Consider the following 21,501-nt stretch of genomic DNA (forward strand, 5'->3'; position numbering starts at 1 on the left):
TGATGTAGAAAACGGCCCCTGAGTCGCCTCGACTTCAACCCAACCTGCGGCGAAAGGAGACGCTAATGTTTTTCCCCCACATGAAAGGCCTGCGCCTGCACCGTGTGATGATGCGCACGGTCACCGAGTTCGTCGACGATGAGATGTCGACCTATGCCTCGGCGCTGGCCTATCAAATGCTGTTTTCGCTATTTCCCTTCATCCTGTTCCTGATCGCTCTGATCGGTTTCCTGCACCTGCCGGACTTCTTCTCCTGGCTGCGTCTGCAATCGGAACTGGTCCTGCCGCCCCAGGCGCTGGAACAGGTGAACCCGGTGATCGACCAACTCCAGCAGTCCAAGGGTGGCTTGCTGTCGATTGGTATCGTGATTGCCCTGTGGACCGCATCCGCTGGCGTGCGGCTGATGATGAGCGCGATGAACGCCGCCTACGACGTGGTCGAAGGCCGGCCCGCGTGGAAGCGTTTTCCGCTGTCGATCATCTACACCGTTGGCATCGCCGGCATGCTGCTGATCGCCGCCGCGTTGATGGTGCTCGGGCCGCAACTGATGGGCTGGATTGCCGCGCAAGTCGGCATGGAGGATTTCATCGTGACCCTGTGGACCATCGTGCGCTGGCCCGTCGTGGTGATTTTGCTGATGGTGGCCGTGGCGCTGATTTATTACGTGATGCCCGACGTTAAACAAGAGTTTCGTTTTATCACCCCAGGTTCGGTGCTGGCGGTGGTGGTGTGGATCCTTGCCTCCGTGGGCTTTGGCCTGTACGTAAAGGAGTTCGCCAACTACAACGCCATGTATGGCAGTATCGGCGCGATCATCGTGTTGCTGCTCTATTTTTATATTTCCGCCGCGGTGCTGTTGCTGGGCGCGGAGATGAATGCAGTGATCGAGCACATGTCGACCGAAGGCAAGAATGACGGTGAAAAAGTCCCCGGTGAGCTCGATCACGAACCCAAACACCACGTTTCCGGACTGGGTCGGGATCACTCGATCAAGCCGCACACTGACGAAACCATAAAATGATCCGTGAAATCCTGAAAATGGGCGATGAACGCCTGCTGCGCATTGCTCCGCCGGTGCCGGCCGAGATGTTCGACAGCCCTGAGTTGTGGCAACTGATCGACGACATGTTCCAGACCATGGAAAGCGTCGGTGGCGTCGGCCTGGCTGCGCCGCAGATCGGCGTCGATCTGCAACTGGTGATCTTTGGGTTCGAACACAGCGAACGCTACCCGGACGCTGAAGCGGTGCCGCAGACCATTCTGATCAACCCGCTGATCACACCTTTGAACTCGCTGATGGAAGAGGGCTTTGAAGGTTGCCTGTCAGTGCCCGGCCTGCGCGGCGCGGTAGACCGTTATCAGCAGATTCGCTACGAAGGCTTCGATCCCAAGGGCCAGCCTATCTTGCGGATCGCCGAGGGATTCCATGCGCGGGTGGTGCAGCATGAATGCGATCACCTGATCGGCCGGTTGTACCCGTCACGGATTACCGACTTCAGCCAATTCGGCTTTACCGAAGTGATGTTCCCCGACCTCGACCCTAACGCTGACGACTGAGGCGAAAACACCACAAACCACGGTGGGATCGAGCCTGCTCGCGAAGGCGGCGGGTCATTCACCGATGATGTCGAATGACACGCCGCCTTCGCGAGCAGGCTCGCTCCTACATGTCGAACTCACAGACGGTTCCAGGCCCATGGCGATCATCGGTTTGCTGCGGGCATAACGGCTCAGGCGTTCGGTCATGGCGTAGGGCATGTGCGGATCGAAGGAAAACCCTCGGCGTTCATAAAAGCCCCGCAAGTCCGGGTGGCAGAACAGCCAGACCGGTTGGTCGAGACCGCGCACCGCTTCGGCGATCAACGCCGCCGCGATGCCCTGTTCGCGACAGGCCGGATCGACGAACAACCCCGTCAACCAATGCCCGCCCGAGACCGGCCGCAAACACAGCGCGCCAATGATCTCCTCGCGTCTGGCGACCCACAGCTGAGCGTCGCGAACCGCTTTCATCGACGATTGGTGGGCGCGATAAAACTTGTTCATCAACGGCCATAACGGCTCGGCGAGCAGGGTGTACTGGGTGTCGGGCATGGGTTCGATCTGTCGGTGCGCAAAGCGGGTGATTATAAAAGAACGCGCGGCCGGCGATAGGTGTATACCTGATCTCACATCCCGTATGAGTGGAGTACGTATCATGGCCAAAGGCATGGATTCAAAAAAAGCGGCAAAGAAGAAACCGGCGAAAACCGCCGATGAAAAGCGCGCAGACAAGAAGGCCAAGAAGGTGGATGTGTTCGGTCATTGATCTCGCCACAAGGGAGCCCGGTCTTCGGGCTCCTGCTGCATGCCTAAAGAAGTAACCCAATAATCCGCAAGATTTCCCTGCGCCATTGCACAGAGGGGGACCGGTCCCCGATCTGAGCAACGCCATGCCCCATTACTTCGATGCCGCCCACGGGCAGACATTGCGAGTTCGTTTGATGCGCTGCAGCGCTACAGGCATTCCTGATTTTCCTCGCTGAACCGATTTTGTCCTCAATACTGGCCGACTAGTGGCCTTGCGCCCCTCTATCGACTGTCTACGCTGACTTCTAACTACCCATGTCGCTCGCCATATGAAAGATGGCGCAGCAAGAGTGCCCAACCCAAGGCGCCGACAGGGAGTAACAAGGAGCTGGCCGGTAAAGGGAATTACTTATGAAACCGTTAGGGCTGGCCCGGTCCCGGGCTATCAAGAGAAGGATGTCTTGATGAGTGCGTTGCTGCATGGACACTCCGATTGAACATCATTGATCACCTGACACTTCCTCCCGTGGAGGAACGCGTGTGCCTGTTCCATAGAACGTTGTGGTGGATCCGTTGAAAGACCAAAGACCTTTCATCAATCAAAAGAACGCGCTGAAGGTGATACGACCATGTTTAACCTACATCACAAGGCTGACCTGCTGGAAATCGAGCGCTATAGCTGCGCGTTGAGCGAAGCCAACGCCAAGTTGGCGGCGGTCAGTCGATCAATGGCGATGATCGAGTTCACGCCGGACGGCATCGTGCTGGATGCCAACGACAACTTTTGCAGTGTCATGGGGTACAGCGCCGACGAAGTGCGCGGCAAACATCATCGGATCTTTTGCGAGGAAGCTTTTTATCGCAGCGAGGCTTACGCGAAGTTGTGGCGCGACCTGGCCCGTGGCGAACCGGTGGGCGGGAGCTTCTTGCGCTTGAACAAGCGCGGCAAGGAGGTCTGGCTCGAAGCCAATTACATGCCGGTGTTCGGTCCCGACCGTCAGGTTAAAAGCGTGATTAAAGTTGCCACTGACATCTCCGCCAGGGTTTACAAGGAACACGAAGAAGAAAGCATGCTCGCCGCCATAGGTCGTTCCATGGCGGTGATCGAGTTCACCCCCGAGGGCAACGTCATCACGGCCAACGATAACTTTCTGAAGACGATGCATTACTCGCTCAACGAAGTGGTGGGGAAACACCACAGCCTGTTTTGCCACCGCGCCGAATCCGAGTCGTCGGCTTACAAAGCGTTCTGGGCATCACTCAATCGCGGCGAGTATCACTCTCATCGTTTTGAACGCAAAGATAAACACGGCCATACCGTGTTTCTCGAAGCGTCCTACAACCCTTTGTTCGACGCCAAGGGCCGGCTCTACAAAGTGGTGAAGTTTGCCAGCGACATCACCCGGCAAATCGCCACGTTGCAAACCGCTGCGGAGTCGGCGCACAGCACGTCGGTGCAAAACGACGCCTGTGCACAGAAAGGTTCTCAGGTGGTGCAGCAAACGGTGCAGATCATCCAGGACATTTCCCGGGATTTGAACGAAGCCGCGCTCAGTATTGATGCCGTCAGCAAACAGTCCGACATCATCGGCACCATCGTGCAGACGATTCGCGGCATTGCCGACCAGACCAACTTGTTGGCGCTCAATGCAGCCATCGAAGCGGCCCGGGCCGGCGAGCATGGGCGGGGTTTTGCGGTGGTCGCCGATGAAGTACGCAGCCTCGCGGCACGCACGAGTCAGGCGACGCTGGAGATCGTCGATGTGGTGCGCAAGAACCATGACCTGTCGTTGAGCGCGGTGACCAGCATGCAGTCGAGCTTGAGCAGAACCGGACTTGGGGTGGAACTGGCGAACGAGGCGGGGGAGGTGATCCTGGAGATTCAGCAGGGATCGCGGCATGTGGTGGATGCGATCAGTCAGTTCAACGAAACGTTGCAGTTGAACTGACTGATCGCGTCGCGTCTCTTGTCGCAGCCGGCTGTGCCGGTTGCTGCATGAAGGGCAGGGCTCCCTGCCGTTAAAGCGAAGCGAGGAACTTGTCGACCACTTGGCTACTGCCTTTCTCACTGTTGGCGTTTTCTTTCTCGACCTGCGCCAGTTTGACCTTGTCCTCCGTGCGCTCGGCGATCTCTTTGGCGATCGCCTGTTGTTTCTCCGGTGGCATGGCTTGTACTTCTTCTTCAGTCAGCCCCATCTCTTGCAGAATGCTGTCGCGCAGGCGCTGCTCCGGCGTTTTGCTCATGTAGTCCTTGAAGTCGCTCATGGCGGCGCTGTCCGTGACCCTGGCTTTAACATCGGCCGGCAGTTGGAAAGACTCGAGCGCTTGCAATTGCACGCGGGTTTTGGCGAACGCTTCATCCACGTTGTCGCTGATTTTGCTCGCCTCGCTGACTTGCCGGGTGGCGTCCCGGGTGGCGGAAGTCTGCACCTGCGCGGTTTGCGCCTGAACGTTGCTTTGCAACGTTTGCAGCATTGCCCCCTGAAGGCCGGCAGCGGCTTCGGCCGCAGGATCATCGCCGGGCTTCTTGGAGAGCGGGATCATTAACGTTTGTTGTTTGGCACTGACCAACATGATGAATAGACCTTGCAGGTAGTTGTGGTGCGGTGCTTTGAGCAAATAGTATGCCTATAAGAAAAAATCACTATAAATCAACCAGTTAGTGAGTGCTGGCCGAGGGGGTGACGTGGGTTCTGCGGTTAGTCTTTGCCGCTTGGCGGCAAACAAGGCAGGGCATCAAGGCAGGCCATTGCAGCCGAACTTGAGGAACCCCGGACGTTGTGCCAGTCGCTGAAAATACTCGTCGATGGCCGGGTAATCGGGCCGCTCCATCGGGGTCATCAGCCAGCGGTTGACGGACAGTCCGATGACAATGTCGGCGAGGGTGAAGCGTGGCCCGGCGACGTAAGCTTTGGTCGCCGCGAGCTGGTGTTCGAGGATGCCCATCTTCTGGTTCCAGCCACGTACACCGGCAGCAATGTGATGCGGGTCCTGGAACTCCGGATCTTTGCGCACCAATGCCGTGAACGCATAGCTCCATGAGGCATTGAGTTCAGTGGCTTGCCAATCCATCCATTGCTCGACCCGAGCGCGCGCGGCCGGTTCGTGGGGGAGCAGATCGGTGTTCTGGTGTTTGCCGGCCAGATAACGGCAGATGGTGTTGGACTCCCACAGCACTCCAGCGTCGTCGATGATCACCGGCACCAGCGCGTTGGGATTGAGCCGCAGAAACTCCGGTGTGTGGGTTGAGGCATAACCGCTACCCCAATCCTCGCGTTCGTAGGCAACGCCCAGTTCTTCACAGGTCCACAGGACCTTTCTGACATTGATGGACGACGCCTTACCCAAAATCTTCAGTGCATGTTCCATTGAGCTACTCCGTTAGCGATTCGACGCTTCAGGAATCTGACAGACATTGCGCGGTTTTCAAACCGGATCCGGCAACGCCGAGGCGGGCAAACCAAACGTGCGATCAAACAGCCAGTTGAACGCGAAGGTGTAGCACGGGATGAAAATGATCAGCGCCAGGTCCAGCAGGAAAGCCTGCACCAGGCTGATGTTCATCCACCAGGCGATCAGCGGGATGAGAAATACTATCAAGGTTAGTTGAAATCCCACGGCATGGGCGATGCGCCGTTTAACGGTGCGGGTGCGCGATGGCTGACGACGTTCCCAGCGCTCGAACACTGTGGTGTAGATGAAATTCCAGGTCACTGCGATGGTGGTGATGATGACGGCCAACGGCCCGGTGCTGCCAGGCGAGGTGCCGGACAGCAATGCCAGGCCCAGCGTCGAGAAGGTCATGCCAAAGACTTCGAACAGCGACACGTAGACCAGTTTTCGTTTAACGCCTTGCATGGAGTTTTGCCTCTTTCTCGCGAACTTGAAGCCAGCAGCACTGGCGAAGGCGACGAAAGATAGCTTCAATAGTACTGACAGAAAAAGTCAGAAGCTTTCAGTTTTATTGATAGGACGAGGAATGAATTTTAACAGCGACAGCATCGAGTTGTTCCTGGCCGTGATCGAGCGCGGTTCGTTTTCGGCGGCGGCGCGTGCGCTGGGCAAAGTGCCGTCGGCGGTGAGCATGGGCATTGCCAACCTGGAAGCCGAGCTCGGATATCCGCTGTTCGATCGCAGCCATCGCGAACCGGTGCCGACGGCGATGGCCAGTGCGTTGGTGCCGCACGCGCGGTTGATCGCCGAACAGCTCAAGCAGCTGCAGGTGCATGCGATCGAGCTGTCGCTGGGGCTGGAAAGCAAGTTGTCCATTGGCGTCGTGGCGGACCTCGACAAGCGCCATTTACTGGCCGCGATCAAGGTCATCGCCCAGCGTCATCCGCTCCTGGAGATAGAACTGCTCAGCGCGCCCCAGGACGATGTGCTGGCGATGCTCCACAGCGGTCGCGTCAGCGTTTGCCTGGCCTTCGCGGGGTTGAGCATGAACGTACTGGAGCGATTCCAGTTCGTCGGCACCGAGCGCGTGATCGCGACGCTTGCAGCGGACAATCCGCTGTTTCAGGGCGAGGATTTGTTTCTGGAGGATCTGGTTCACGTGCGGCAAATCATCGTTGCCAGTCGCGACCTGCCGATCAGCGAAACCCGGCCTTTGGTGGGCGAATCCTATTGGCGCACCGACACCCTCGCCATGGCGCTGGAAATGGTCGAAGCCGGATTGGGCTGGGGCAATTTTCCGTTGTCGGTGGTCCAACCGTTGCTCGATGCCGGAAGACTCAAGCGCCTGAGTTTCCGCAACATCGAGAACGGTCTGGTGCTGCCGGTGCACGCGGTATGGCTCAAGAGCCAGCCGTTGCAGAAAGGCGCGATGGCGTTCGTCGAACTGATGGGTCGCTGAGGCAATCCCTTGTGGGAGTGAGCCTGCTCGCGATGAGGACCTGACGGTCAACATTGATGGTGACTGACCCACCGCCATCGCGAGCAGGCTCGTGCCAACCTGGGTCAGGTACTTTCGCGCACCTTCAACTCAAACCCCATGTCCTGCACCGGTTTCGCCACGGTGTTGCCCGCCAGCAAGGTCAACATCAACTCCGCCGAACGTCGGCCAATCGCCTCGCGCGGGGTGCTGATGCTGCTCAGGCGCGGGACCATGTGCGCCGAGGCGGGCAGGTCGTTGAAACCGAGGATCGCCACTTGTTCGGGGATTTTGATCCCGCAACGCATCGCTTCAAGCAGGGCGCCCTGGGCCAGGTCGTCGTTGCCGAAGAAAATGGCATCGACATCAGGATGATTGGCGAGCAGTTGCAGAAACAGTTCGCCCCCCAGGCCGACGGAGGAGGCGCGCGGCGTCAGCACTTCCAGGTCCGGGTCATACAAACCGGCCTTTTGCAGGGCTTTGCGGAAACCTTCGCCGCGAAGCAAGGTGCGTTGATCCAGCTGCGCGCCGATGTAGGCCAGGCGCTTGCGCCCACGTGAAAGCAAATGGTGCGCCGCCGTTTCACCCGCCGCGAGTTGCGAGAAACCCACGCAATTGAGCCCGGCGGCGCTGTCCAGCTCCATCATGTACACGCACGGAATGTTGCTCGCCTCGATCATCCGTCGCGAACTTTCGGTGCGGTCGAAACCGGTCAGCAGCAAACCGCGAGGCTGATACGCCATGTAATTGCGCAGCAGGTTTTCTTCTTCATCGCGCGAATAATGGAAGTTGCCGATGAGCACTTCGAAGCCCTTGGGACGCAAAACCTGATGAATGGCTTCCAGCGTATCGATGAACAGCAGGTTGGACAGCGAAGGCACCAAAACCACCACCGAATGGCTCTGGGCCGAGGCTAAGGCGCGGGCGGCAGGGTTGACCACGTAGTTGAGTTCAAGGGCCGCTTTCTGCACTTTTTCCACCAGTTCGGTGGCCACCGTGCTGACGCCGCGCAAGGCGCGGGAGGCGGTGATCGGGCTGACACCGGCCAGGCGTGCCACTTCGTTCAGGGTAGGGCGGCCAGTGGTGCGCGTATTCTTATCGTTTTTAGTGGAGATCATCGGACGGCTTGCCAAACAAAATTCGAGGCACTAAGGTAGCGCTGTCTCGATGCAGCTGCAAATGCGTGAGCGGGGTTTGCCTGATCCCCGCTTTTTGGCATTGGGAACGAACATGCTGCAACCCACAAAAATGACAAGAAGGCGTCGGCAACTTCTGCTTTTGCTCAAGCGTCATAACTGGCAAAGGTAGCGCTGTCTGCGCGCTGAGGTGTTACATGAATCATTCCATCACCGCCCTGGTCATCATGGGCGTTGCCGGTTGCGGCAAGACTTGCGTCAGCGAGGCCTTGTGCCAACTCAGCGGCGCGACCGCCATTGAAGGCGACACTTTCCACCCTGCCGCCAATATCGAAAAGATGAGCGCGGGCATCCCCCTGAACGACGAAGACCGTGCCGGCTGGCTCGACAGCCTGTGCGATGAATTGCGCCGCGTCGACGCTCAAGGCCAGCGCCCGGTGCTGACCTGCTCGGCCCTCAAACACAGTTACCGCGAACGTCTGCGCAGCGCCTTGCCGGGCCTGGGCTTCGTGTTCCTTGAGCTGACCCCTGAAGTCGCCGCTGATCGTGTCTCCCACCGGCCGGGCCACTTCATGCCTTCGACCCTGATCGACAGTCAGTTCGCCACCCTTGAATCCCCCGTTGGCGAGCCCTTGACCCTGGCGCTGGACGCTTCGAACCACAGCGTCGAGCAACTGGCGAAGCAAGCGCATGTCTGGTGGCAGGCCCATGGCCTGAAACAGGCCGTATGAGTTTTTTCCGAAGAGATAGCGCTGTCCTGATGGCGTGCGAGTTACCCGCTTTAATAACAACAACAACCAGGAGACACCCCTAATGTTTGGCATGTCCCACGAGACGTTCCTGCTGCTCGATGCAGTGGTCACGGTGATCGGGCTTATCGTCCTGATCACCAAGTTCAAGTTCCACCCGTTCATTGCCCTGATCATCGCCGCAGCCTTTCTCGGGCTGACCTCCGGCATGCCGATCGGCACCATCATCAAGGCGTTCCAGGACGGCTTCGGTGGGGTGCTCGGTTTTGTCGGGATCATCCTCGCGCTGGGCACGATGCTCGGCAAAATGATGGCCGAGTCGGGCGGGGCGGATCAGATTGCCCAGACCCTGATTCGTGCGTTCGGCAAGGACAAGGTGCAGTGGGCGATGATGTTCGCCGCGTTCCTGGTCGGCATTCCGCTGTTCTTCGAAATCGGCTTCGTGCTGCTGATCCCGCTGGTGTTCATCGTCGCCCGACGTACCGGCGTGTCGATCATCAAGATCGGTATCCCGCTGCTGGCCGGTCTGTCCGCCGTGCACGGCCTGGTTCCGCCGCACCCGGGTCCGTTGCTGGCCATCGGCGTGTTTGGCGCTGACATCGGTAAAACCATTCTTTACGGTCTGATCGTTGCGCTGCCGACGGCCATCATTGCCGGTCCGATCTACGGCACGTTCATCGCCAAATACATCCCCGGCCATCCTAACCAGGAACTGGTGGATCAACTGGCACGTGAAAACGACTCTGCCGATCTCCCGAGTTTCTCCATCACCTTGATCACCGTGCTGTCGCCGGTTTTCCTGATGTTGCTCAAGACCTTTGCCGATGTGGTGCTGCCGGACGGTAACTTCTTCCGCACCTTCATGGACCTGATCGGTCACCCTATCTCGGCCCTCCTGCTGGCGTTGCTGCTGTCGCTATATACCTTCGGCTACAAGCAAGGCATTAGCTCCAACCAGATGCTCAAATGGCTGGACGCGAGCCTTGCGCCGACCGCTGCGATCATTCTGATCATCGGTGCCGGTGGTGGCTTCAAGCAGATGCTGGTCACCAGCGGTGTGGGTGACGTGATCGGCCACATGGCGGTGGAAGCGCAGATCTCGCCGATCCTGCTGGCCTGGCTGGTGGCGGCGGTGATTCGTGTGGCAACCGGTTCTGCAACCGTGGCGACCATTACTGGCGCAGGCATCGTGGTGCCGGTGGTGGGGATGATTCCGGGTGTGAACCGTGAGCTGCTGGTGCTGGCCACTGGTGCCGGTTCGTTGATCCTGTCTCACGTCAACGACGCGGGTTTCTGGCTGGTGAAGCAGTATTTCAACATGACCGTGGCGGAAACCTTCAAGACCTGGACCGCGATGGAAACCATCCTGTCCATCGTTGCGCTGGGCTTTATCCTGTTGCTGTCGATGTTCGTTTAAGCGGCTCTTTGTTTAAGCAAGGCGCAGGCACAAAAAAACCGCAGCAATGCGGTTTTTTTGTGGGTGATGATTTCATGGCTCAACACATCACCCTTGTAGGAGTGAGCCTGCTCGCGATAGCGGTGCGGCAGTTGACACTTCAATTGGATGTGATGGCCTCATCGCGAGCAGGCTCACTCCTACAGGTTAAGTGTTAGCCGGCGGATTTCGGGGCCAGGCCATCCGCCCGAAACATCCCGCGAATCCCGCGCACGGCCTGACGAATCCGGTCCTGGTTTTCGATCAGCGCAAAGCGCACATGATCATCCCCATACTCACCAAACCCGACGCCTGGCGAGACGCAGACCTTGGCCTCGGCGAGCAATTTCTTGGCGAACTCCAGCGAGCCCAAGTGCGCATAGGCTTCGGGAATCTTGGCCCAGACATACATCGCCGCTTTCGGATTCTCGACCATCCAGCCCAGTTCGTGCAGGCCTTTGACCAGCACGTTGCGACGCTGCCGATACTGCTCGGCGATGTCCTTGACGCACTGCTGATCGCCTTCCAGCGCCGCAATCGCCGCGACTTGCAGCGGGGTGAAGGTGCCGTAGTCGTGGTAACTCTTGATCCGCGCCAGGGCGTTGACCAGTTCAGCGTTGCCGACCATGAAGCCGATGCGCCAGCCCGCCATGTTGTAGCTCTTGGACAGGGTGAAAAATTCCACCGCGATGTCCTTGGCGCCCGGCACCTGCATGATCGACGGGGCTTTCCAGCCGTCATAGACGATGTCGGCGTAAGCCAGGTCGTGCACCACCAAAACGTCATACTGCTTGGCGAGGGCGATCACTCGCTCGAAGAAGTCCAGTTCCACGCATTGGGCGGTGGGGTTCGACGGGAAGCCGAGAATCATCATTTTCGGTTTCGGGATCGAGCCGCGAATCGCGCTTTCCAGTTCAGCGAAGAAGTCCACGCCCGGGATCAGCGGCACCGAACGCACCTGGGCGCCGGCAATCACGGCACCGTAGATGTGAATCGGATAACTGGGGTTTGGCACCAGCACGGTGTCGCCCTGGTCGAGGGTGGCCAGCATCAGATGCGCCAGGCCTTCCTTGGAACCGATGGTGACAATGGCTTCGGTTTCCGGGTCGATATCGACCTCGTAGCGATCCTTGTACCAATTGGAAATGGCCCGGCGCAGACGCGGGATGCCCTTGGACGTCGAGTAGCCGTGGGTGTCTTCGCGCTGGGCGACGGTGACCAGTTTTTCGACGATGTGTGGCGGAGTAGGGCCATCAGGGTTGCCCATGCTGAAGTCGATGATGTCTTCGCCACGACGACGGGCGGCCATCTTCAGCTCGGCAGTGATGTTGAATACGTAAGGGGGGAGTCGATCTATGCGCGCAAAGCGGCGCGGCGAACCTGGGTTAGCCATTGTTGCCTCGGTAACGTGAGCGCCCGGAACCGTCCGAGCGACGCTGGCCACTGCGGTGGCCTGTGGCGGAATGTAAGGGCTGTTGTGGCACACTGTCCAGCGACTCTGTAAATAAATTTGTCCGAAGGAACCCGGTTGATGGAATTTACCAGCGGCTTTCTGCTGAGCCTTTCGCTGTGCCTGGATATCGGCGTGGCCAACATCGCGATGATCACCCTGGCCATGCAGCGCGGCTATTTTCAAGGCTTTGCCCTGGGCTTGGGCACTTGCGTCGGTGACCTGATTTACGCGGTGCTGGCGTTGGCGGGCATGACCGTTTTGCTGCAATACGAAACCGTGCGTTGGGTGCTGTGGATCGGCGGTTCAGCGTTGCTGGTGTATTTCGCGGCGAAGATGATCTATTCGGCGATTCACCATGAAGCGGTGTTGGCGCAGTCCGCCGAGGTGGGGCAGAACTCTCACCGCAAGGAGTTTTTCCGTGGGATTTTCCTGGCCATGTCGTCACCCAGCGCCATTCTCTGGTTTGCGGCCGTGGGTGGCACGCTGATCGCGCGCTCCGGTGGCGGTGATGCCGTCAGTTCGGCGCTGTTTCTCGGCGGTTTTCTGTGCGCCGGAGTGTTCTGGTGCGTCGCGTTGTGCTTCGCCGCGAGCCACGGCGGCAAGTTGCTGGGCGACAAACTGCTGCGTTACTCCTACATGGCATCGGCGGCGATCTTCTGCTATTTCGCGGTGTACGTGATTCTATCGGGCTATAACGAGTTTGTTGGTGCGGGCGCCGTCGAGCAGTTGCACGCCCTGTAATTAGGCGAATCGGGTTTGGCTTCTATACTCCCAGCCGAACCCATTTTTTTTGCAGCAAGGAGTTGAGTCATGGATGAGCAAACAGGCGTGAAACCGGCCGAGCCACGCTTCGAACATGGGCATTTTCTGCTCATCGCAGGGCTGGGTGGTCGATTTACCCAGCAGACCACACAAGGCATTCCCGAACTCTGGGAAAAATTCATTCCCGAGATGGGCAAGATACCCGGCCAAAAAGGTGAAGTGACCTACGGTATTTGCTGCAATCCCGATGGCAAAGGCGGGTTTGAGTACATCGCCGGCGTCGAAATCGCCAAACTCGACGACCTGCCCGAGAAGTACCGCTGGGTCGAGGTTCTACCCCAGCATTACGCGGTGTTCGAGCACAAAGGCACACTGGACCAGTTGCCCGCGACCTTTCAGTACATCTGGAAAACCTGGCTGCCGCAGTCCGGCCATCAGGCGGCGGACGCGCCAGAGTTCGAACGCTACAGCGAAGACTTCAACCCGAAGCTCAACACCGGCGTGCTGGAAATCTGGCTGCCGCTAAAAGACAAATGACCGCATCAAGAGGCGGACCCACGTCCGCCTCTTGATCGTTACTTGCTCCGCTTCATCCGTCGCGACCGCATCACGTCAATCGACAACGTCACAAAGCCAAACGTGCTGATGCCCAACAGCAAGAGAAGTCCGATCTGAACGCTGCTCATGGTGTGTTCCCCCTATCGATGATCAGAGACAGGCAACACCAATAATCCGATCCGATCGGCAATGAAAGCGCCTATACGAAGGCTTTACGACATCAGCAGTGATCGATATGAACACCTTATTAATTTATGATCCCCAGCCTTTCCCACGCTGAATCCGAGCTGCCATGAACACCGTCATCCGCCACGTCACTCCCGCCGACCTGGACCGCTGCTTCGCCATCGAAACCGTTGCCTACGAAGGCGACGAAGCCGCCACACGGGAAAAAATCGCCACGCGCATCGCCACCTGGCCCGACGGTTTCATCGTCGCCGAAGTAGACGGCGTTGTAGCCGGTTTCATCAATTCCGGTGCAGCGTTTCAGGTTGAAATGTCAGACGAAGCGTTCAAGGAGCTGATTGGCCACGACCCGGCCGGGCCGCACGTCGTGATCATGTCGGTGGTGGTGCACCCGGATTTTCAGGGGCAGGGGCTGGCGAAGCGTTTGATGGGCGAATTCATCGAGGGCATGCGGGCGATGGGCAAGACCCACATCCATCTGATGTGCAAGGAACGGCATATTCCGCTGTACGCCGGATTCGGCTTTGCCTACATCAAGCCGTCGGCCTCCGACCACGGCGGAATGGCGTGGCATGAGATGGTTCTGGCGCTGTAACCAACGTATATCAAGCACCGAAGATCCCCTGTGGGAGTGAGCCTGCTCGCGATGGCGGTCTGACAGTCGACACTTCTGTTGAATGTTATGCCGTCATCGCGAGCAGGCTCGCTCCCACATTGGTTAGGGGGCGTGTCAGTAAAGACTGTCCCGCACCCGCGCCGGCGCTTCCCGGTCATACGTTTCGGCATCGAACTGCCCGTCATTCAATCGCTTGTGAAAAGCCCCCGCCGTTGGCAATGCCGAGCGCTCCAGATGCTTCTCGGGGTTCCACAAATCCGAACGCACAATCGCTTTCGAGCAATGGAAGTATGCCGCGTCCACGGTCACCAGCATCACTGTGCGCGCCGGTTTGCCGTTCACCGCAAAGCTCTCCAGCAACGTCGGTTCCGCGCTGATCTGCGCCGTGCCGTTGACCCGTAACGTCTCGCCGATGCCGGGGATGATGAACAGCAGCGACACCCGCGAATCGAGCACCACATTGCGCAGCGTGTCGATGCGGTTGTTGCCCGGACGGTCCGGGATCGCCAGGGTCTTCGGGTCGATGATCCGCACGAATCCCGGCGTGTCGCCACGAGGCGAACCGTCCAGGCCATCAGGCCCGGCCGAGCTGATGATGACCAGCGGCGAGGCGCGGACCATGGCCTGATAGTCCTCGTTCAGAAAGGCAATCTGTTTGCGCACGGCGCGGTCGTGGGGTTGGCCGTAGATTGCTTCCAGTGCTTCGATGCTGTTGAGCATAACCACCTCAGAAAACCAGACTCATGCGCCGTTCATAACCGATCCGGCCCTTGTACGCCTCGCCACTGTCGACCCAGCCAAATTTTGCATAGAGCGCAATGGCGGCCTCATTGTCCGCATCCACCGAGAGTTCCAGCGCTTTGATTTCCGGAAACGCCAGCCGGGCCACGTCGGGCAAAGCTTGCAGGCAAGCCTTCCCATAACCTTTGCCTTGAGCGCGGTGATCGACTTGCAACGCATGCAAGGTCGCACTGTGTTCATCGGCCCAGGCCGGCAACACGGGCGGGCGTTTGAGCAGCAGGAAGGCCACGGGAACCTCCTCGGCCAGTAGCGCAAATCCCTTGACGCCGGGGCCGGGTTTGGACAGCAAGGTGTGCAATGCACCGTGGATGTCGCCGGAGAATTTAATCTGCTCTTTATGCACTTCGATGGCCTCGATCTGCTGGCGCTGGCGCGCGTTCAGGCTTTCGTAAGGCACGAGTCGGATTGTCACTGGAGTGTCCTTTTTCCAACAAAATAGGCGTTGGATTCTAACGAGTTTGCATTCATGGATTATTTTTATTTCGACTGTCGATTTGGCGGTGCGCCAGACGACTAAGGGTGTCTTCACAACAAAAACCACGGAGAACCACCATGAACGCAACCCAAGAAATCCAGGCCCTGATCGACACCTATCGTGAGGCGGTCATCGCCAAGGACGTCAAAAAACTCATGACGCTGTATGCCGACGACATCGTCTCCTACGACGCGGTCAAGGCCTTGCAGTTTCGCGGCAAGGCGGCTTACCGCGCGCATTGGGAGGAGTGCATGGAAATGTGCCAGGGCGCGCACACGTTCGACTTCGCCCACTTGAACATCGTCGCGGATGAGCACATCGCCTTCGCTCACTGGCTGGCCCATTGCGGCGGCACCAACGAACAAGGTGAAACCCAGGCCTGCTGGATGCGTGTGACCGCCTGCTATCGGCGCGATGCCGGGCAATGGCGCATCGTCCATGAACACTGGTCGGCCCCGTTCGACATGACCAGCGGCACGGCGCTGTTCAACCTTGAACCCTGATCACCGGGCTGTTTATCGGGAAGCAGCGCCAAAACGCCAATCAGCAGCCATAGTTGATCAGTTCGATCCGGGAGAGCCCACATGAAGTACCTATGCCTGGTCTACAGCAACGAACAGGAGTTGCACTCGCTGCCCGACAGTCCCCATGACGCCGAGTGCATGGCCTACGCCGAGGCGATTCAGGGCAGCGGCCGGATGATCGCGGCCGAGGCGCTGGAATCGGTGCAGACCGCGACCACCGTGCGCATGCGCAACGGCAAGATGTCGATCACCGATGGCCCGTTCGCCGAAACCAAGGAGCAGTTGGCCGGCTTCTACCTGATCGATGCCAAAGACCTCAATGAAGCGATCCAGGTCGCCGGCAACATCCCGGCGGCCCGGATCGGCAGCGTCGAGGTGCGGCCCGTTCGCCAGTTGAATCCCTGAATAACAAGCACAAGACAGGAGATCCCCATGAGTCCGCAACCCTATAAGCATCAGCCTGCCGAATTCGAGCTGTCCATCAGTCGTCTGATCGACGCGCCGCGTCGCAAGCTCTTCCGCGCCTGGACCGAGCCGGCCTTGCTCACTCAATGGTGGGGGCCGCATGGCATGACCACGCCGGAGTGCGAAATGGATCTGTGGGTCGGCGGCCAGTTTCGCACCCTGATGCGCGCACCGGACGGGACTGAGTATCCGACCATGGGAGTCTTCCTGGAAATCGTCGCGCCTGAACGCCTGGTGTTCACCGACGCGTTCACTCCCGGGTGGATTCCTTCGGGCAAACCCTTCATGTCGGCCGAAGTGACCCTCGAAGACAAGGACGGCAAAACCCTCTACACCGCCCGGGCCATGCACTGGTCCGAAGAAGATCGTCAGGCCCACGAGGCCATGGGGTTTTACGATGGCTGGGGACAAAGCCTCGATCGCTTGGTGATGCTGGTGACTGAAGGCATGCCGGACTGATGACTGACGCTTCGGTCACGGCTCGGGTCGAGCAGGTCTACCGCGAAGAGTCGCGGCGGATTCTGGCGACGCTGATCCGTCTGCTTGGCGATTTCGACCTCGCCGAAGAGGCCCTGCACGAGGCATTTTTCGTCGCGGTCGAGCGTTGGCAGCGTGACGGCGTGCCGGATAACCCGCGCACGTGGCTGGTGTCCACCGGGCGCTTCAAGGCCATTGATGTGTTGCGTCGGCGCGCGCGTTTTGCCGCGTCCCGGCCGATGTTGATTGCTCAACTGGAGGAGCTGGAACAGGCCGACTGGAGTGATGAGGACGTGGAAGACGATCGTTTGCGGTTGATCTTCACCTGTTGTCACCCGGCCCTCGCGTCGGATGCCCAGGTGCCGTTGACCCTGCGCGAAGTGTGCGACCTGACCACGGAGGAAATTGCCCGCGCCTTTCTCTCGGCACCGGCGACCATCGCCCAGCGCATCGTGCGCGCCAAAGCGAAAATCCGTGACGCGAAAATCCCTTATCAAGTGCCGACACTGGCGGAACTGCCCGAGCGTCTCGACAGCGTGCTGAGGGTGATTTACCTGGTGTTCAACGAAGGTTACTCGGCGTCGGTCGGCGCCGAACTGACCCGCGAGGACCTGACCCGCGAAGCGATCCGGCTCGGGCGGCTGTTGATGGAGTTGCTGCCGGAATCGGAAGTGATAGGGCTGCTGGCGTTGATGCTGTTGCATGAATCACGACGCCCGGCCCGCACGTCGGCGAGCGGTGAACTGATTGTGCTGGATGAACAGGACCGCTCGTTGTGGGATGCCGGGATGATTGCCGAAGGTTGCGCGCTGGTGGAGGCGGCGCTGACCACCGGACGGTTCGGGCCTTATTGCCTGCAAGCGGCGATTGCGGCGGTGCACGCCGAAGCGCCCACGGCGGGGGAGACCGACTGGCAGCAGATTGTGGGTTTGTATGACGTGCTGCTGGCGGCGGTGCCTTCACCGGTGATTGAGTTGAACCGTGCAGCGGCGATCTCCAGGCGAGACGGACCGTTGGCGGGGCTGGTGTTGGTGGACGGGATTCTGGGTCGGGGTGATCTGCTGGATTACCACTTGGCACATTCGGCGCGGGCGGAGTTTTGTCGGCAGTTGGGGAGGCGTGAAGAGGCGCGGGCGGCGTATGAACGGGCGCTGGAATTGACGCAGCAGGTGCCGGAGCGGCGGTTTATCGAGGCGCGGATCAAGGCGCTGAGGTGATGTGAACTGACGGGCCCCATCGCGAGCAGGCTCGCTCCTACGGGGGCGTACACAAATTTTGTGATCACCGCGATCCACTGTGGGAGCGAGCCTGCTCGCGATAAGGTCCGCAGGACTTTCATTCCAGCAGCTTGCCGAGCAACCAGCTCCCTGCCGGCCCCGGCGGATGCAGCCGCGACCACAAGGCATCGACAAACACCGGTTTCGGCCAGCCCCGCACGTCCAGCTCCTGCAATGTCCCCGGGCCAAACCGCTCCACCAGCCATCGCGGCAACGGTGCCCAGCCAAACCCGCCCTGGGCCATTTCCAGCAGCATCAGGTAACTCGGCGCCGACCAGACGCGTCCCTTCGCACGGCTTTCATACGGATTGACGATCGTCGCCAGACGCAACTCCCGATGCTTTTGCAACACGTCTTGATCGACGAGGCCCAGCGCTGCCAATGGATGCTCGCGGGACACGAACAGGGCAATCTCCGTGCGTTCATCCACGGTCGAGCTGACCAGGTCCGGCGGGTAACTGTCCTGCTTTTCGGCAAAGGCCACATGCGCCCGGCCGCTTTGCACCAAGGCCACCAGGTCATCGCATTCAGCGATCAGGCATTCGAGTTCAAGGTCCGGATAACGCTGATCGAACGCGCTCAACGCCGCTTCGAAACGGTCGGACTGATAAGTGTCGGAAATCGCCACCGTCAACTTCGGCTCAACCCCTTGGGACAGCAGACTGGCGGTCATTGCCAGGCGGCTGGTGGCGGCCAGGATCTCCTCGGCCCGCTGCAGCATCACGTGCCCGGCCGGGGTCAGGCTCGGCTTGCGGCTGCTGCGGTCGAACAGGACCAGGTTCAGATCGATTTCAAGGCTGGCAACCGCTGCACTGATGGTCGACTGGCTGCGGCCGAGTTTGCGCGCTGCCGCAGAAAACGAACCTTGCGTCGCCGCCTGGACAAACGCTTGCAACACTTCCTGAGAAGCCATGAACTATCGCCTTTGTCGATGGTTATTGGTTAGGAAGTATCGACGTAGGGCTGGATGATGGCAACCACAGTCACTCAGAGATTCCTGATCATGAGCGTCAACAAATCCATCACTGAACGTATTTTCCAGGCCATCGCTTTCGAAGTGTTGGCCATCCTGATCTGTACGCCGCTCCTGGCGTGGATCATGGACAAACCGATGCTCGAGATGGGCATCGTCACGTTGGTCATCGCCGCCCTGGCGCTGGCCTGGAACGTGGTCTTCAACGGGCTGTTCGACCGTTTGCTCAAACGCTATGGCATCGTGCACAACGCCTGGGTAAGGGTTGTCCATGCGCTGTTGTTCGAAGGCGGGCTGGTGGCGATGGGGGTGCCGCTGATTGCGTGGTGGCTGAACGTCAGCCTGTGGCAGGCGTTCCTGCTGGATATCGGCGTGTTGCTGTTTTTCCTGCCATACACCTACGTGTATCACTGGGCGTATGACGTGGTGCGTGAGCGCATGTTGATGGTGTCTACTGCTCGCTAATCCAGAGTGAACCGCTTTTGTGGCGAGGGAGCTTGTCGGATCGCCGCACCGTCCCGCTTGAGTGCGAAGCGCTCGCAAAATCTTCGACAGTTACCGAGATTTTGGGGCTGCTTCGCAACCCAGCGGGAGCGAGCTCCCTCGCCACAGGTTTCAGTTACAAAAACATCCCGCCGGATGCTTCAACGCGCTGGCCGTTGATCCACTGGCTACCCGGCGCCAGCAGTAAAGCAATCGCAGCGCCGATGTCATCCGGCTGACCCACCCGACCCAACGCGGTATTGCCGGCAATGTAGCTGTTCACGTCGCTGTTATCGCGCACGGTGCCACCGCCGAAATCGGTTTCGATGGCGCCCGGTGCCAGGGTGTTCACGGAAATGCCGCGGGCACCGAGTTCCTTGGCCTGATAGCGGGTCAGCACTTCCATCGCGCCTTTCATCGCGGCGTAAGCACCGTAACCCGGCAAACTGAAACGGGTCAGACCGCTGGATACGTTGAGGATGCGCCCACCGTCCGCCATCAGCGGCAGCAGGTTCTGGGTGAGGAAGAACGGCCCTTTCAGGTGGATGTTCATCAGCAGATCGAACTGGGCGACGGTGGTGTCGACGAAGTTCGCGGTCAGGCCAATGCCGGCGTTGTTGAGCAAGAAGTCGAAGTGCTGGCGATCAAAACGGCTGTGCAACACATCGGCGACCTGGGTGGCGAAGGCTTCGAAGCGTTCGCTTTGGCTCACATCGAGTTGCAGCATCACCGCCCGAGCGCCGAGGCGTTCGATGTCGGCGACCAGTTCTTGCGCCTCATCGGCCTTGCTGTTGTAGGTGCCGATAATGTCGACGCCTTGGGCGGCCAGATGCAGGGCTGCGTTTTTGCCGAGGCCGCGGCTGGCGCCAGTGATCAGTGCGATTTTACGGTTCATGGGACTTCCTCAAAGGTGGTGAGTGACGGTGTGGAGGAAGTTTATTTATCCGCCCTGAAGTGATAAACAGGATGAAATCGGAATCACTGGTCGGTTAGTCCGAACAATACAGGGGCGGCTCATGAACAAGCTGGAACTGCTGCGCACCTTCGTTCGCGTCAGCGAAATGTCGAGTTTTACTCTGGCGGGGGAGAGCCTGGGCCTGCCCCGGTCCACGGTGTCCGATCACGTTCAAGCGCTGGAAACGCTGCTGGGGACACGCTTGCTTCAACGCACTACGCGCCGGGTCCAGGCGACTCAGGACGGGCTGGTGCTGTACGAACGCAGCAAGGATTTGTTGTCGCACATGGACGACATCGAGGGCCTGTTTCGCCAAGACCCGGCCTCGTTGGTCGGACGGATTCGCATCGACATGCCGAACTTTCTGGCCCGCCAGGTGGTGATGCCGCAACTGCCGGAATTCATGGCGCGCCACCCCCACCTGGAACTGGAAATCAGCACCACTGACCGGCGAGTCGATCTGCTTCGGGAGGGTTTTGATTGCGTGTTGCGCGTGGGGTCGCAGCCGGACCAGTCGGTGGTCGCTCGTCGCGTGTGTGATTTCGCCATGGTCAACTGCGCGAGCCCGGCGTACTTGGCGCGCTACGGGATTCCCGAAACACTCGAAGACCTGGCGCAGCACCGGATGGTGCATTACGTCGGCGTATTGGGTTCGCGGTCGGACGGCTTTCTGTACGAGGTGGAAGGCAAGCCCCGGCAACTGCCGATGGCGGGCAGCGTGACGGTCAACAGCACCGATGCTTATGAGCTGGCGTGCGTGGGGGGATTCGGATTGATTCAGGCGCCGGTCAAGGGCATGCAATCGCACTTGAGCAGTGGTGATCTGGTGGCGGTGCTGCCGCAGTTCAGCGCACCCTCGATGGAGGTCTCGCTGCTCTACGCCCGGCAACGGCATTTGCCGCTGCGGGTGAGGGCGTTCATGGACTGGGTGGCCAATGTCATCCAGTCCACAACCTAACCGCCCCCTGTAGGAGCGAGGCTTGCCCGCGAAGAACGATAACGCGGTCTGACCGAATGAC

The 21,501-nt window shown here is 59.4% G+C and carries 24 protein-coding genes and 2 pseudogenes; 16 read left to right on the forward strand and 10 right to left on the reverse strand.

The genetic code is table 11. The features are described 5' to 3' along the window. Positions 1-65 precede the first annotated feature (65 nt). Entirely contained in the window at positions 66-1,022 is a 957-nt protein-coding gene (locus tag BLU63_RS18015) for a YihY/virulence factor BrkB family protein (protein ID WP_010457347.1), read from the forward strand. Continuing rightward, a complete protein-coding gene (gene def / locus BLU63_RS18020; protein ID WP_083375900.1) occupies positions 1,019-1,558 on the forward strand; it encodes a peptide deformylase in 540 nt (179 codons plus the stop codon). The genes BLU63_RS18015 and def overlap by 4 nt, the downstream gene beginning before the upstream one ends. 54 nt (positions 1,559-1,612) lie before the next feature. Here the strand turns inward: def and BLU63_RS18025 are convergent, their stop codons facing one another. Continuing rightward, positions 1,613-2,092 (reverse strand): GNAT family N-acetyltransferase, encoded by a 480-nt coding sequence (locus tag BLU63_RS18025; protein WP_083375901.1) that lies wholly within the window; start codon positions 2,090-2,092, stop codon positions 1,613-1,615. 929 nt (positions 2,093-3,021) lie between these two features. On the opposite strand from BLU63_RS18025, the pseudogene BLU63_RS33825 reads away from it, so the two are divergent. Continuing rightward, positions 3,022-3,684 (forward strand): annotated as a pseudogene (locus BLU63_RS33825) (PAS domain-containing protein); the annotation flags it as partial. A 126-nt stretch (positions 3,685-3,810) separates the two neighbouring features. Then, positions 3,811-4,236: pseudogene (locus BLU63_RS33830) on the forward strand (methyl-accepting chemotaxis protein); the annotation flags it as partial. 70 nt (positions 4,237-4,306) lie between these two features. On the opposite strand, the gene BLU63_RS18035 reads toward BLU63_RS33830, so the two are convergent. From BLU63_RS18035 to BLU63_RS18045, 3 genes are all read right to left on the reverse strand, one after another. After that, positions 4,307-4,861 carry a hypothetical protein gene (locus BLU63_RS18035; RefSeq protein ID WP_083377273.1) on the reverse strand — a complete coding sequence of 185 codons (555 nt, stop codon included), beginning with the start codon at positions 4,859-4,861 and terminating at the stop codon, positions 4,307-4,309. 162 nt (positions 4,862-5,023) lie between these two features. Next, positions 5,024-5,656: a glutathione S-transferase family protein gene (locus BLU63_RS18040; RefSeq protein WP_010457337.1), complete on the reverse strand. Its 633-nt coding sequence runs from the start codon at positions 5,654-5,656 to the stop codon at positions 5,024-5,026. A gap of 57 nt (positions 5,657-5,713) precedes the next feature. Continuing rightward, positions 5,714-6,145, reverse strand: coding sequence for a PACE efflux transporter (locus BLU63_RS18045; RefSeq protein ID WP_010457335.1), 432 nt, complete (start codon positions 6,143-6,145; stop codon positions 5,714-5,716). A gap of 121 nt (positions 6,146-6,266) precedes the next feature. Between BLU63_RS18045 and BLU63_RS18050 the strand changes: the two genes are divergently transcribed. Continuing rightward, positions 6,267-7,139 carry a LysR family transcriptional regulator gene (locus BLU63_RS18050; RefSeq protein ID WP_077748683.1) on the forward strand — a complete coding sequence of 291 codons (873 nt, stop codon included), beginning with the start codon at positions 6,267-6,269 and terminating at the stop codon, positions 7,137-7,139. A 104-nt stretch (positions 7,140-7,243) separates the two neighbouring features. Here the strand turns inward: BLU63_RS18050 and gntR are convergent, their stop codons facing one another. After that, the gene (gene gntR / locus BLU63_RS18055) at positions 7,244-8,275 is read right to left on the reverse strand and encodes an HTH-type transcriptional regulator GntR (protein ID WP_010457329.1); all 1,032 of its coding nucleotides are present in this window, start codon (positions 8,273-8,275) and stop codon (positions 7,244-7,246) included. A gap of 215 nt (positions 8,276-8,490) precedes the next feature. On the opposite strand from gntR, the gene BLU63_RS18060 reads away from it, so the two are divergent. Both BLU63_RS18060 and BLU63_RS18065 read left to right on the forward strand, forming a co-directional pair. Continuing rightward, complete coding sequence (locus BLU63_RS18060; protein ID WP_010457327.1) at positions 8,491-9,024, forward strand: gluconokinase; 534 nt, start codon at positions 8,491-8,493, stop codon at positions 9,022-9,024. 82 nt (positions 9,025-9,106) lie between these two features. Beyond that, the gene (locus tag BLU63_RS18065; RefSeq protein WP_083375903.1) at positions 9,107-10,459 is read left to right on the forward strand and encodes a GntP family permease; all 1,353 of its coding nucleotides are present in this window, start codon (positions 9,107-9,109) and stop codon (positions 10,457-10,459) included. A gap of 193 nt (positions 10,460-10,652) precedes the next feature. Here the strand turns inward: BLU63_RS18065 and alaC are convergent, their stop codons facing one another. After that, positions 10,653-11,870, reverse strand: a complete 1,218-nt coding sequence (gene alaC / locus BLU63_RS18070; protein ID WP_083375904.1) for an alanine transaminase — start codon at positions 11,868-11,870, stop codon at positions 10,653-10,655. A 138-nt stretch (positions 11,871-12,008) separates the two neighbouring features. Here alaC and BLU63_RS18075 point away from each other — a divergent pair, with 138 nt between their 5' ends. The 3 genes from BLU63_RS18075 to BLU63_RS18085 all read left to right on the forward strand — a co-directional run bounded on the left by BLU63_RS18075 (position 12,009) and on the right by BLU63_RS18085 (position 14,031). Next, positions 12,009-12,671 carry a LysE family translocator gene (locus BLU63_RS18075; RefSeq protein ID WP_077748680.1) on the forward strand — a complete coding sequence of 221 codons (663 nt, stop codon included), beginning with the start codon at positions 12,009-12,011 and terminating at the stop codon, positions 12,669-12,671. 69 nt (positions 12,672-12,740) lie between these two features. Beyond that, entirely contained in the window at positions 12,741-13,229 is a 489-nt protein-coding gene (locus BLU63_RS18080) for a GyrI-like domain-containing protein (protein WP_010457321.1), read from the forward strand. Positions 13,230-13,542: 313 nt separating this feature from the next. Continuing rightward, positions 13,543-14,031: a GNAT family N-acetyltransferase gene (locus tag BLU63_RS18085; protein WP_083375905.1), complete on the forward strand. Its 489-nt coding sequence runs from the start codon at positions 13,543-13,545 to the stop codon at positions 14,029-14,031. Positions 14,032-14,166: 135 nt separating this feature from the next. On the opposite strand, the gene BLU63_RS18090 is transcribed toward BLU63_RS18085, so the two are convergent. Both BLU63_RS18090 and BLU63_RS18095 read right to left on the reverse strand, forming a co-directional pair. Then, entirely contained in the window at positions 14,167-14,772 is a 606-nt protein-coding gene (locus BLU63_RS18090) for a pyridoxamine 5'-phosphate oxidase family protein (RefSeq protein WP_010457318.1), read from the reverse strand. A 7-nt stretch (positions 14,773-14,779) separates the two neighbouring features. Then, positions 14,780-15,265, reverse strand: a complete 486-nt coding sequence (locus tag BLU63_RS18095; RefSeq protein WP_083375906.1) for a GNAT family N-acetyltransferase — start codon at positions 15,263-15,265, stop codon at positions 14,780-14,782. A gap of 140 nt (positions 15,266-15,405) precedes the next feature. On the opposite strand from BLU63_RS18095, the gene BLU63_RS18100 reads away from it, so the two are divergent. From BLU63_RS18100 to BLU63_RS18115, 4 genes are all read left to right on the forward strand, one after another. Further along, positions 15,406-15,831 carry a YybH family protein gene (locus BLU63_RS18100; protein ID WP_083375907.1) on the forward strand — a complete coding sequence of 142 codons (426 nt, stop codon included), beginning with the start codon at positions 15,406-15,408 and terminating at the stop codon, positions 15,829-15,831. 81 nt (positions 15,832-15,912) lie between these two features. Beyond that, the gene (locus tag BLU63_RS18105; protein ID WP_083375908.1) at positions 15,913-16,257 is read left to right on the forward strand and encodes a YciI family protein; all 345 of its coding nucleotides are present in this window, start codon (positions 15,913-15,915) and stop codon (positions 16,255-16,257) included. Between the two features lie 27 nt (positions 16,258-16,284). Beyond that, on the forward strand, positions 16,285-16,776 hold the full coding sequence (locus BLU63_RS18110; RefSeq protein WP_010457306.1) for an SRPBCC family protein: 492 nt from the start codon (positions 16,285-16,287) through the stop codon (positions 16,774-16,776). Beyond that, positions 16,776-18,011 (forward strand): RNA polymerase sigma factor, encoded by a 1,236-nt coding sequence (locus BLU63_RS18115; protein ID WP_083375909.1) that lies wholly within the window; start codon positions 16,776-16,778, stop codon positions 18,009-18,011. Before BLU63_RS18110 ends, BLU63_RS18115 begins: the two co-directional genes overlap by 1 nt. Positions 18,012-18,129: 118 nt before the next feature. Here BLU63_RS18115 and BLU63_RS18120 read toward each other — a convergent pair whose 3' ends face one another. Then, complete coding sequence (locus BLU63_RS18120; protein ID WP_077748674.1) at positions 18,130-18,984, reverse strand: LysR family transcriptional regulator; 855 nt, start codon at positions 18,982-18,984, stop codon at positions 18,130-18,132. A 90-nt stretch (positions 18,985-19,074) separates the two neighbouring features. Here BLU63_RS18120 and BLU63_RS18125 point away from each other — a divergent pair, with 90 nt between their 5' ends. Then, positions 19,075-19,509 carry a multidrug/biocide efflux PACE transporter gene (locus tag BLU63_RS18125; protein ID WP_042933029.1) on the forward strand — a complete coding sequence of 145 codons (435 nt, stop codon included), beginning with the start codon at positions 19,075-19,077 and terminating at the stop codon, positions 19,507-19,509. Positions 19,510-19,663: 154 nt separating this feature from the next. Here BLU63_RS18125 and BLU63_RS18130 read toward each other — a convergent pair whose 3' ends face one another. After that, positions 19,664-20,422, reverse strand: coding sequence for an SDR family NAD(P)-dependent oxidoreductase (locus BLU63_RS18130; RefSeq protein ID WP_010457302.1), 759 nt, complete (start codon positions 20,420-20,422; stop codon positions 19,664-19,666). A 121-nt stretch (positions 20,423-20,543) separates the two neighbouring features. Here BLU63_RS18130 and BLU63_RS18135 point away from each other — a divergent pair, with 121 nt between their 5' ends. Continuing rightward, entirely contained in the window at positions 20,544-21,440 is an 897-nt protein-coding gene (locus tag BLU63_RS18135) for a LysR family transcriptional regulator (protein WP_083375910.1), read from the forward strand. The last annotated feature ends 61 nt before the right edge of the window (positions 21,441-21,501 follow it).

This window comes from Pseudomonas mandelii, from assembly GCF_900106065.1.
Classification (GTDB): Bacteria; Pseudomonadota; Gammaproteobacteria; order Pseudomonadales; family Pseudomonadaceae; genus Aquipseudomonas; species Aquipseudomonas mandelii.

Coding starts and splice junctions, on each gene's coding strand:
- BLU63_RS18015 (WP_010457347.1), top strand. CDS start 66: ATGTTTTTCCCCCACATGAAAGGCCTGCGCCTGCACCGTGTGATGATG.
- BLU63_RS18100 (WP_083375907.1), top strand. CDS start 15,406: ATGAACGCAACCCAAGAAATCCAGGCCCTGATCGACACCTATCGTGAG.
- BLU63_RS18060 (WP_010457327.1), top strand. CDS start 8,491: ATGAATCATTCCATCACCGCCCTGGTCATCATGGGCGTTGCCGGTTGC.
- gntR (WP_010457329.1), bottom strand. CDS start 8,275: ATGATCTCCACTAAAAACGATAAGAATACGCGCACCACTGGCCGCCCT.
- BLU63_RS18065 (WP_083375903.1), top strand. CDS start 9,107: ATGTTTGGCATGTCCCACGAGACGTTCCTGCTGCTCGATGCAGTGGTC.
- BLU63_RS18050 (WP_077748683.1), top strand. CDS start 6,267: ATGAATTTTAACAGCGACAGCATCGAGTTGTTCCTGGCCGTGATCGAG.
- BLU63_RS18105 (WP_083375908.1), top strand. CDS start 15,913: ATGAAGTACCTATGCCTGGTCTACAGCAACGAACAGGAGTTGCACTCG.
- BLU63_RS18125 (WP_042933029.1), top strand. CDS start 19,075: ATGAGCGTCAACAAATCCATCACTGAACGTATTTTCCAGGCCATCGCT.
- BLU63_RS18080 (WP_010457321.1), top strand. CDS start 12,741: ATGGATGAGCAAACAGGCGTGAAACCGGCCGAGCCACGCTTCGAACAT.
- BLU63_RS18135 (WP_083375910.1), top strand. CDS start 20,544: ATGAACAAGCTGGAACTGCTGCGCACCTTCGTTCGCGTCAGCGAAATG.
- BLU63_RS18110 (WP_010457306.1), top strand. CDS start 16,285: ATGAGTCCGCAACCCTATAAGCATCAGCCTGCCGAATTCGAGCTGTCC.
- BLU63_RS18085 (WP_083375905.1), top strand. CDS start 13,543: ATGAACACCGTCATCCGCCACGTCACTCCCGCCGACCTGGACCGCTGC.
- BLU63_RS18115 (WP_083375909.1), top strand. CDS start 16,776: ATGACTGACGCTTCGGTCACGGCTCGGGTCGAGCAGGTCTACCGCGAA.
- BLU63_RS18035 (WP_083377273.1), bottom strand. CDS start 4,861: ATGTTGGTCAGTGCCAAACAACAAACGTTAATGATCCCGCTCTCCAAG.
- BLU63_RS18045 (WP_010457335.1), bottom strand. CDS start 6,145: ATGCAAGGCGTTAAACGAAAACTGGTCTACGTGTCGCTGTTCGAAGTC.
- alaC (WP_083375904.1), bottom strand. CDS start 11,870: ATGGCTAACCCAGGTTCGCCGCGCCGCTTTGCGCGCATAGATCGACTC.
- BLU63_RS18075 (WP_077748680.1), top strand. CDS start 12,009: ATGGAATTTACCAGCGGCTTTCTGCTGAGCCTTTCGCTGTGCCTGGAT.
- BLU63_RS18130 (WP_010457302.1), bottom strand. CDS start 20,422: ATGAACCGTAAAATCGCACTGATCACTGGCGCCAGCCGCGGCCTCGGC.
- BLU63_RS18120 (WP_077748674.1), bottom strand. CDS start 18,984: ATGGCTTCTCAGGAAGTGTTGCAAGCGTTTGTCCAGGCGGCGACGCAA.
- BLU63_RS18090 (WP_010457318.1), bottom strand. CDS start 14,772: ATGCTCAACAGCATCGAAGCACTGGAAGCAATCTACGGCCAACCCCAC.
- BLU63_RS18040 (WP_010457337.1), bottom strand. CDS start 5,656: ATGGAACATGCACTGAAGATTTTGGGTAAGGCGTCGTCCATCAATGTC.
- def (WP_083375900.1), top strand. CDS start 1,019: ATGATCCGTGAAATCCTGAAAATGGGCGATGAACGCCTGCTGCGCATT.
- BLU63_RS18025 (WP_083375901.1), bottom strand. CDS start 2,092: ATGCCCGACACCCAGTACACCCTGCTCGCCGAGCCGTTATGGCCGTTG.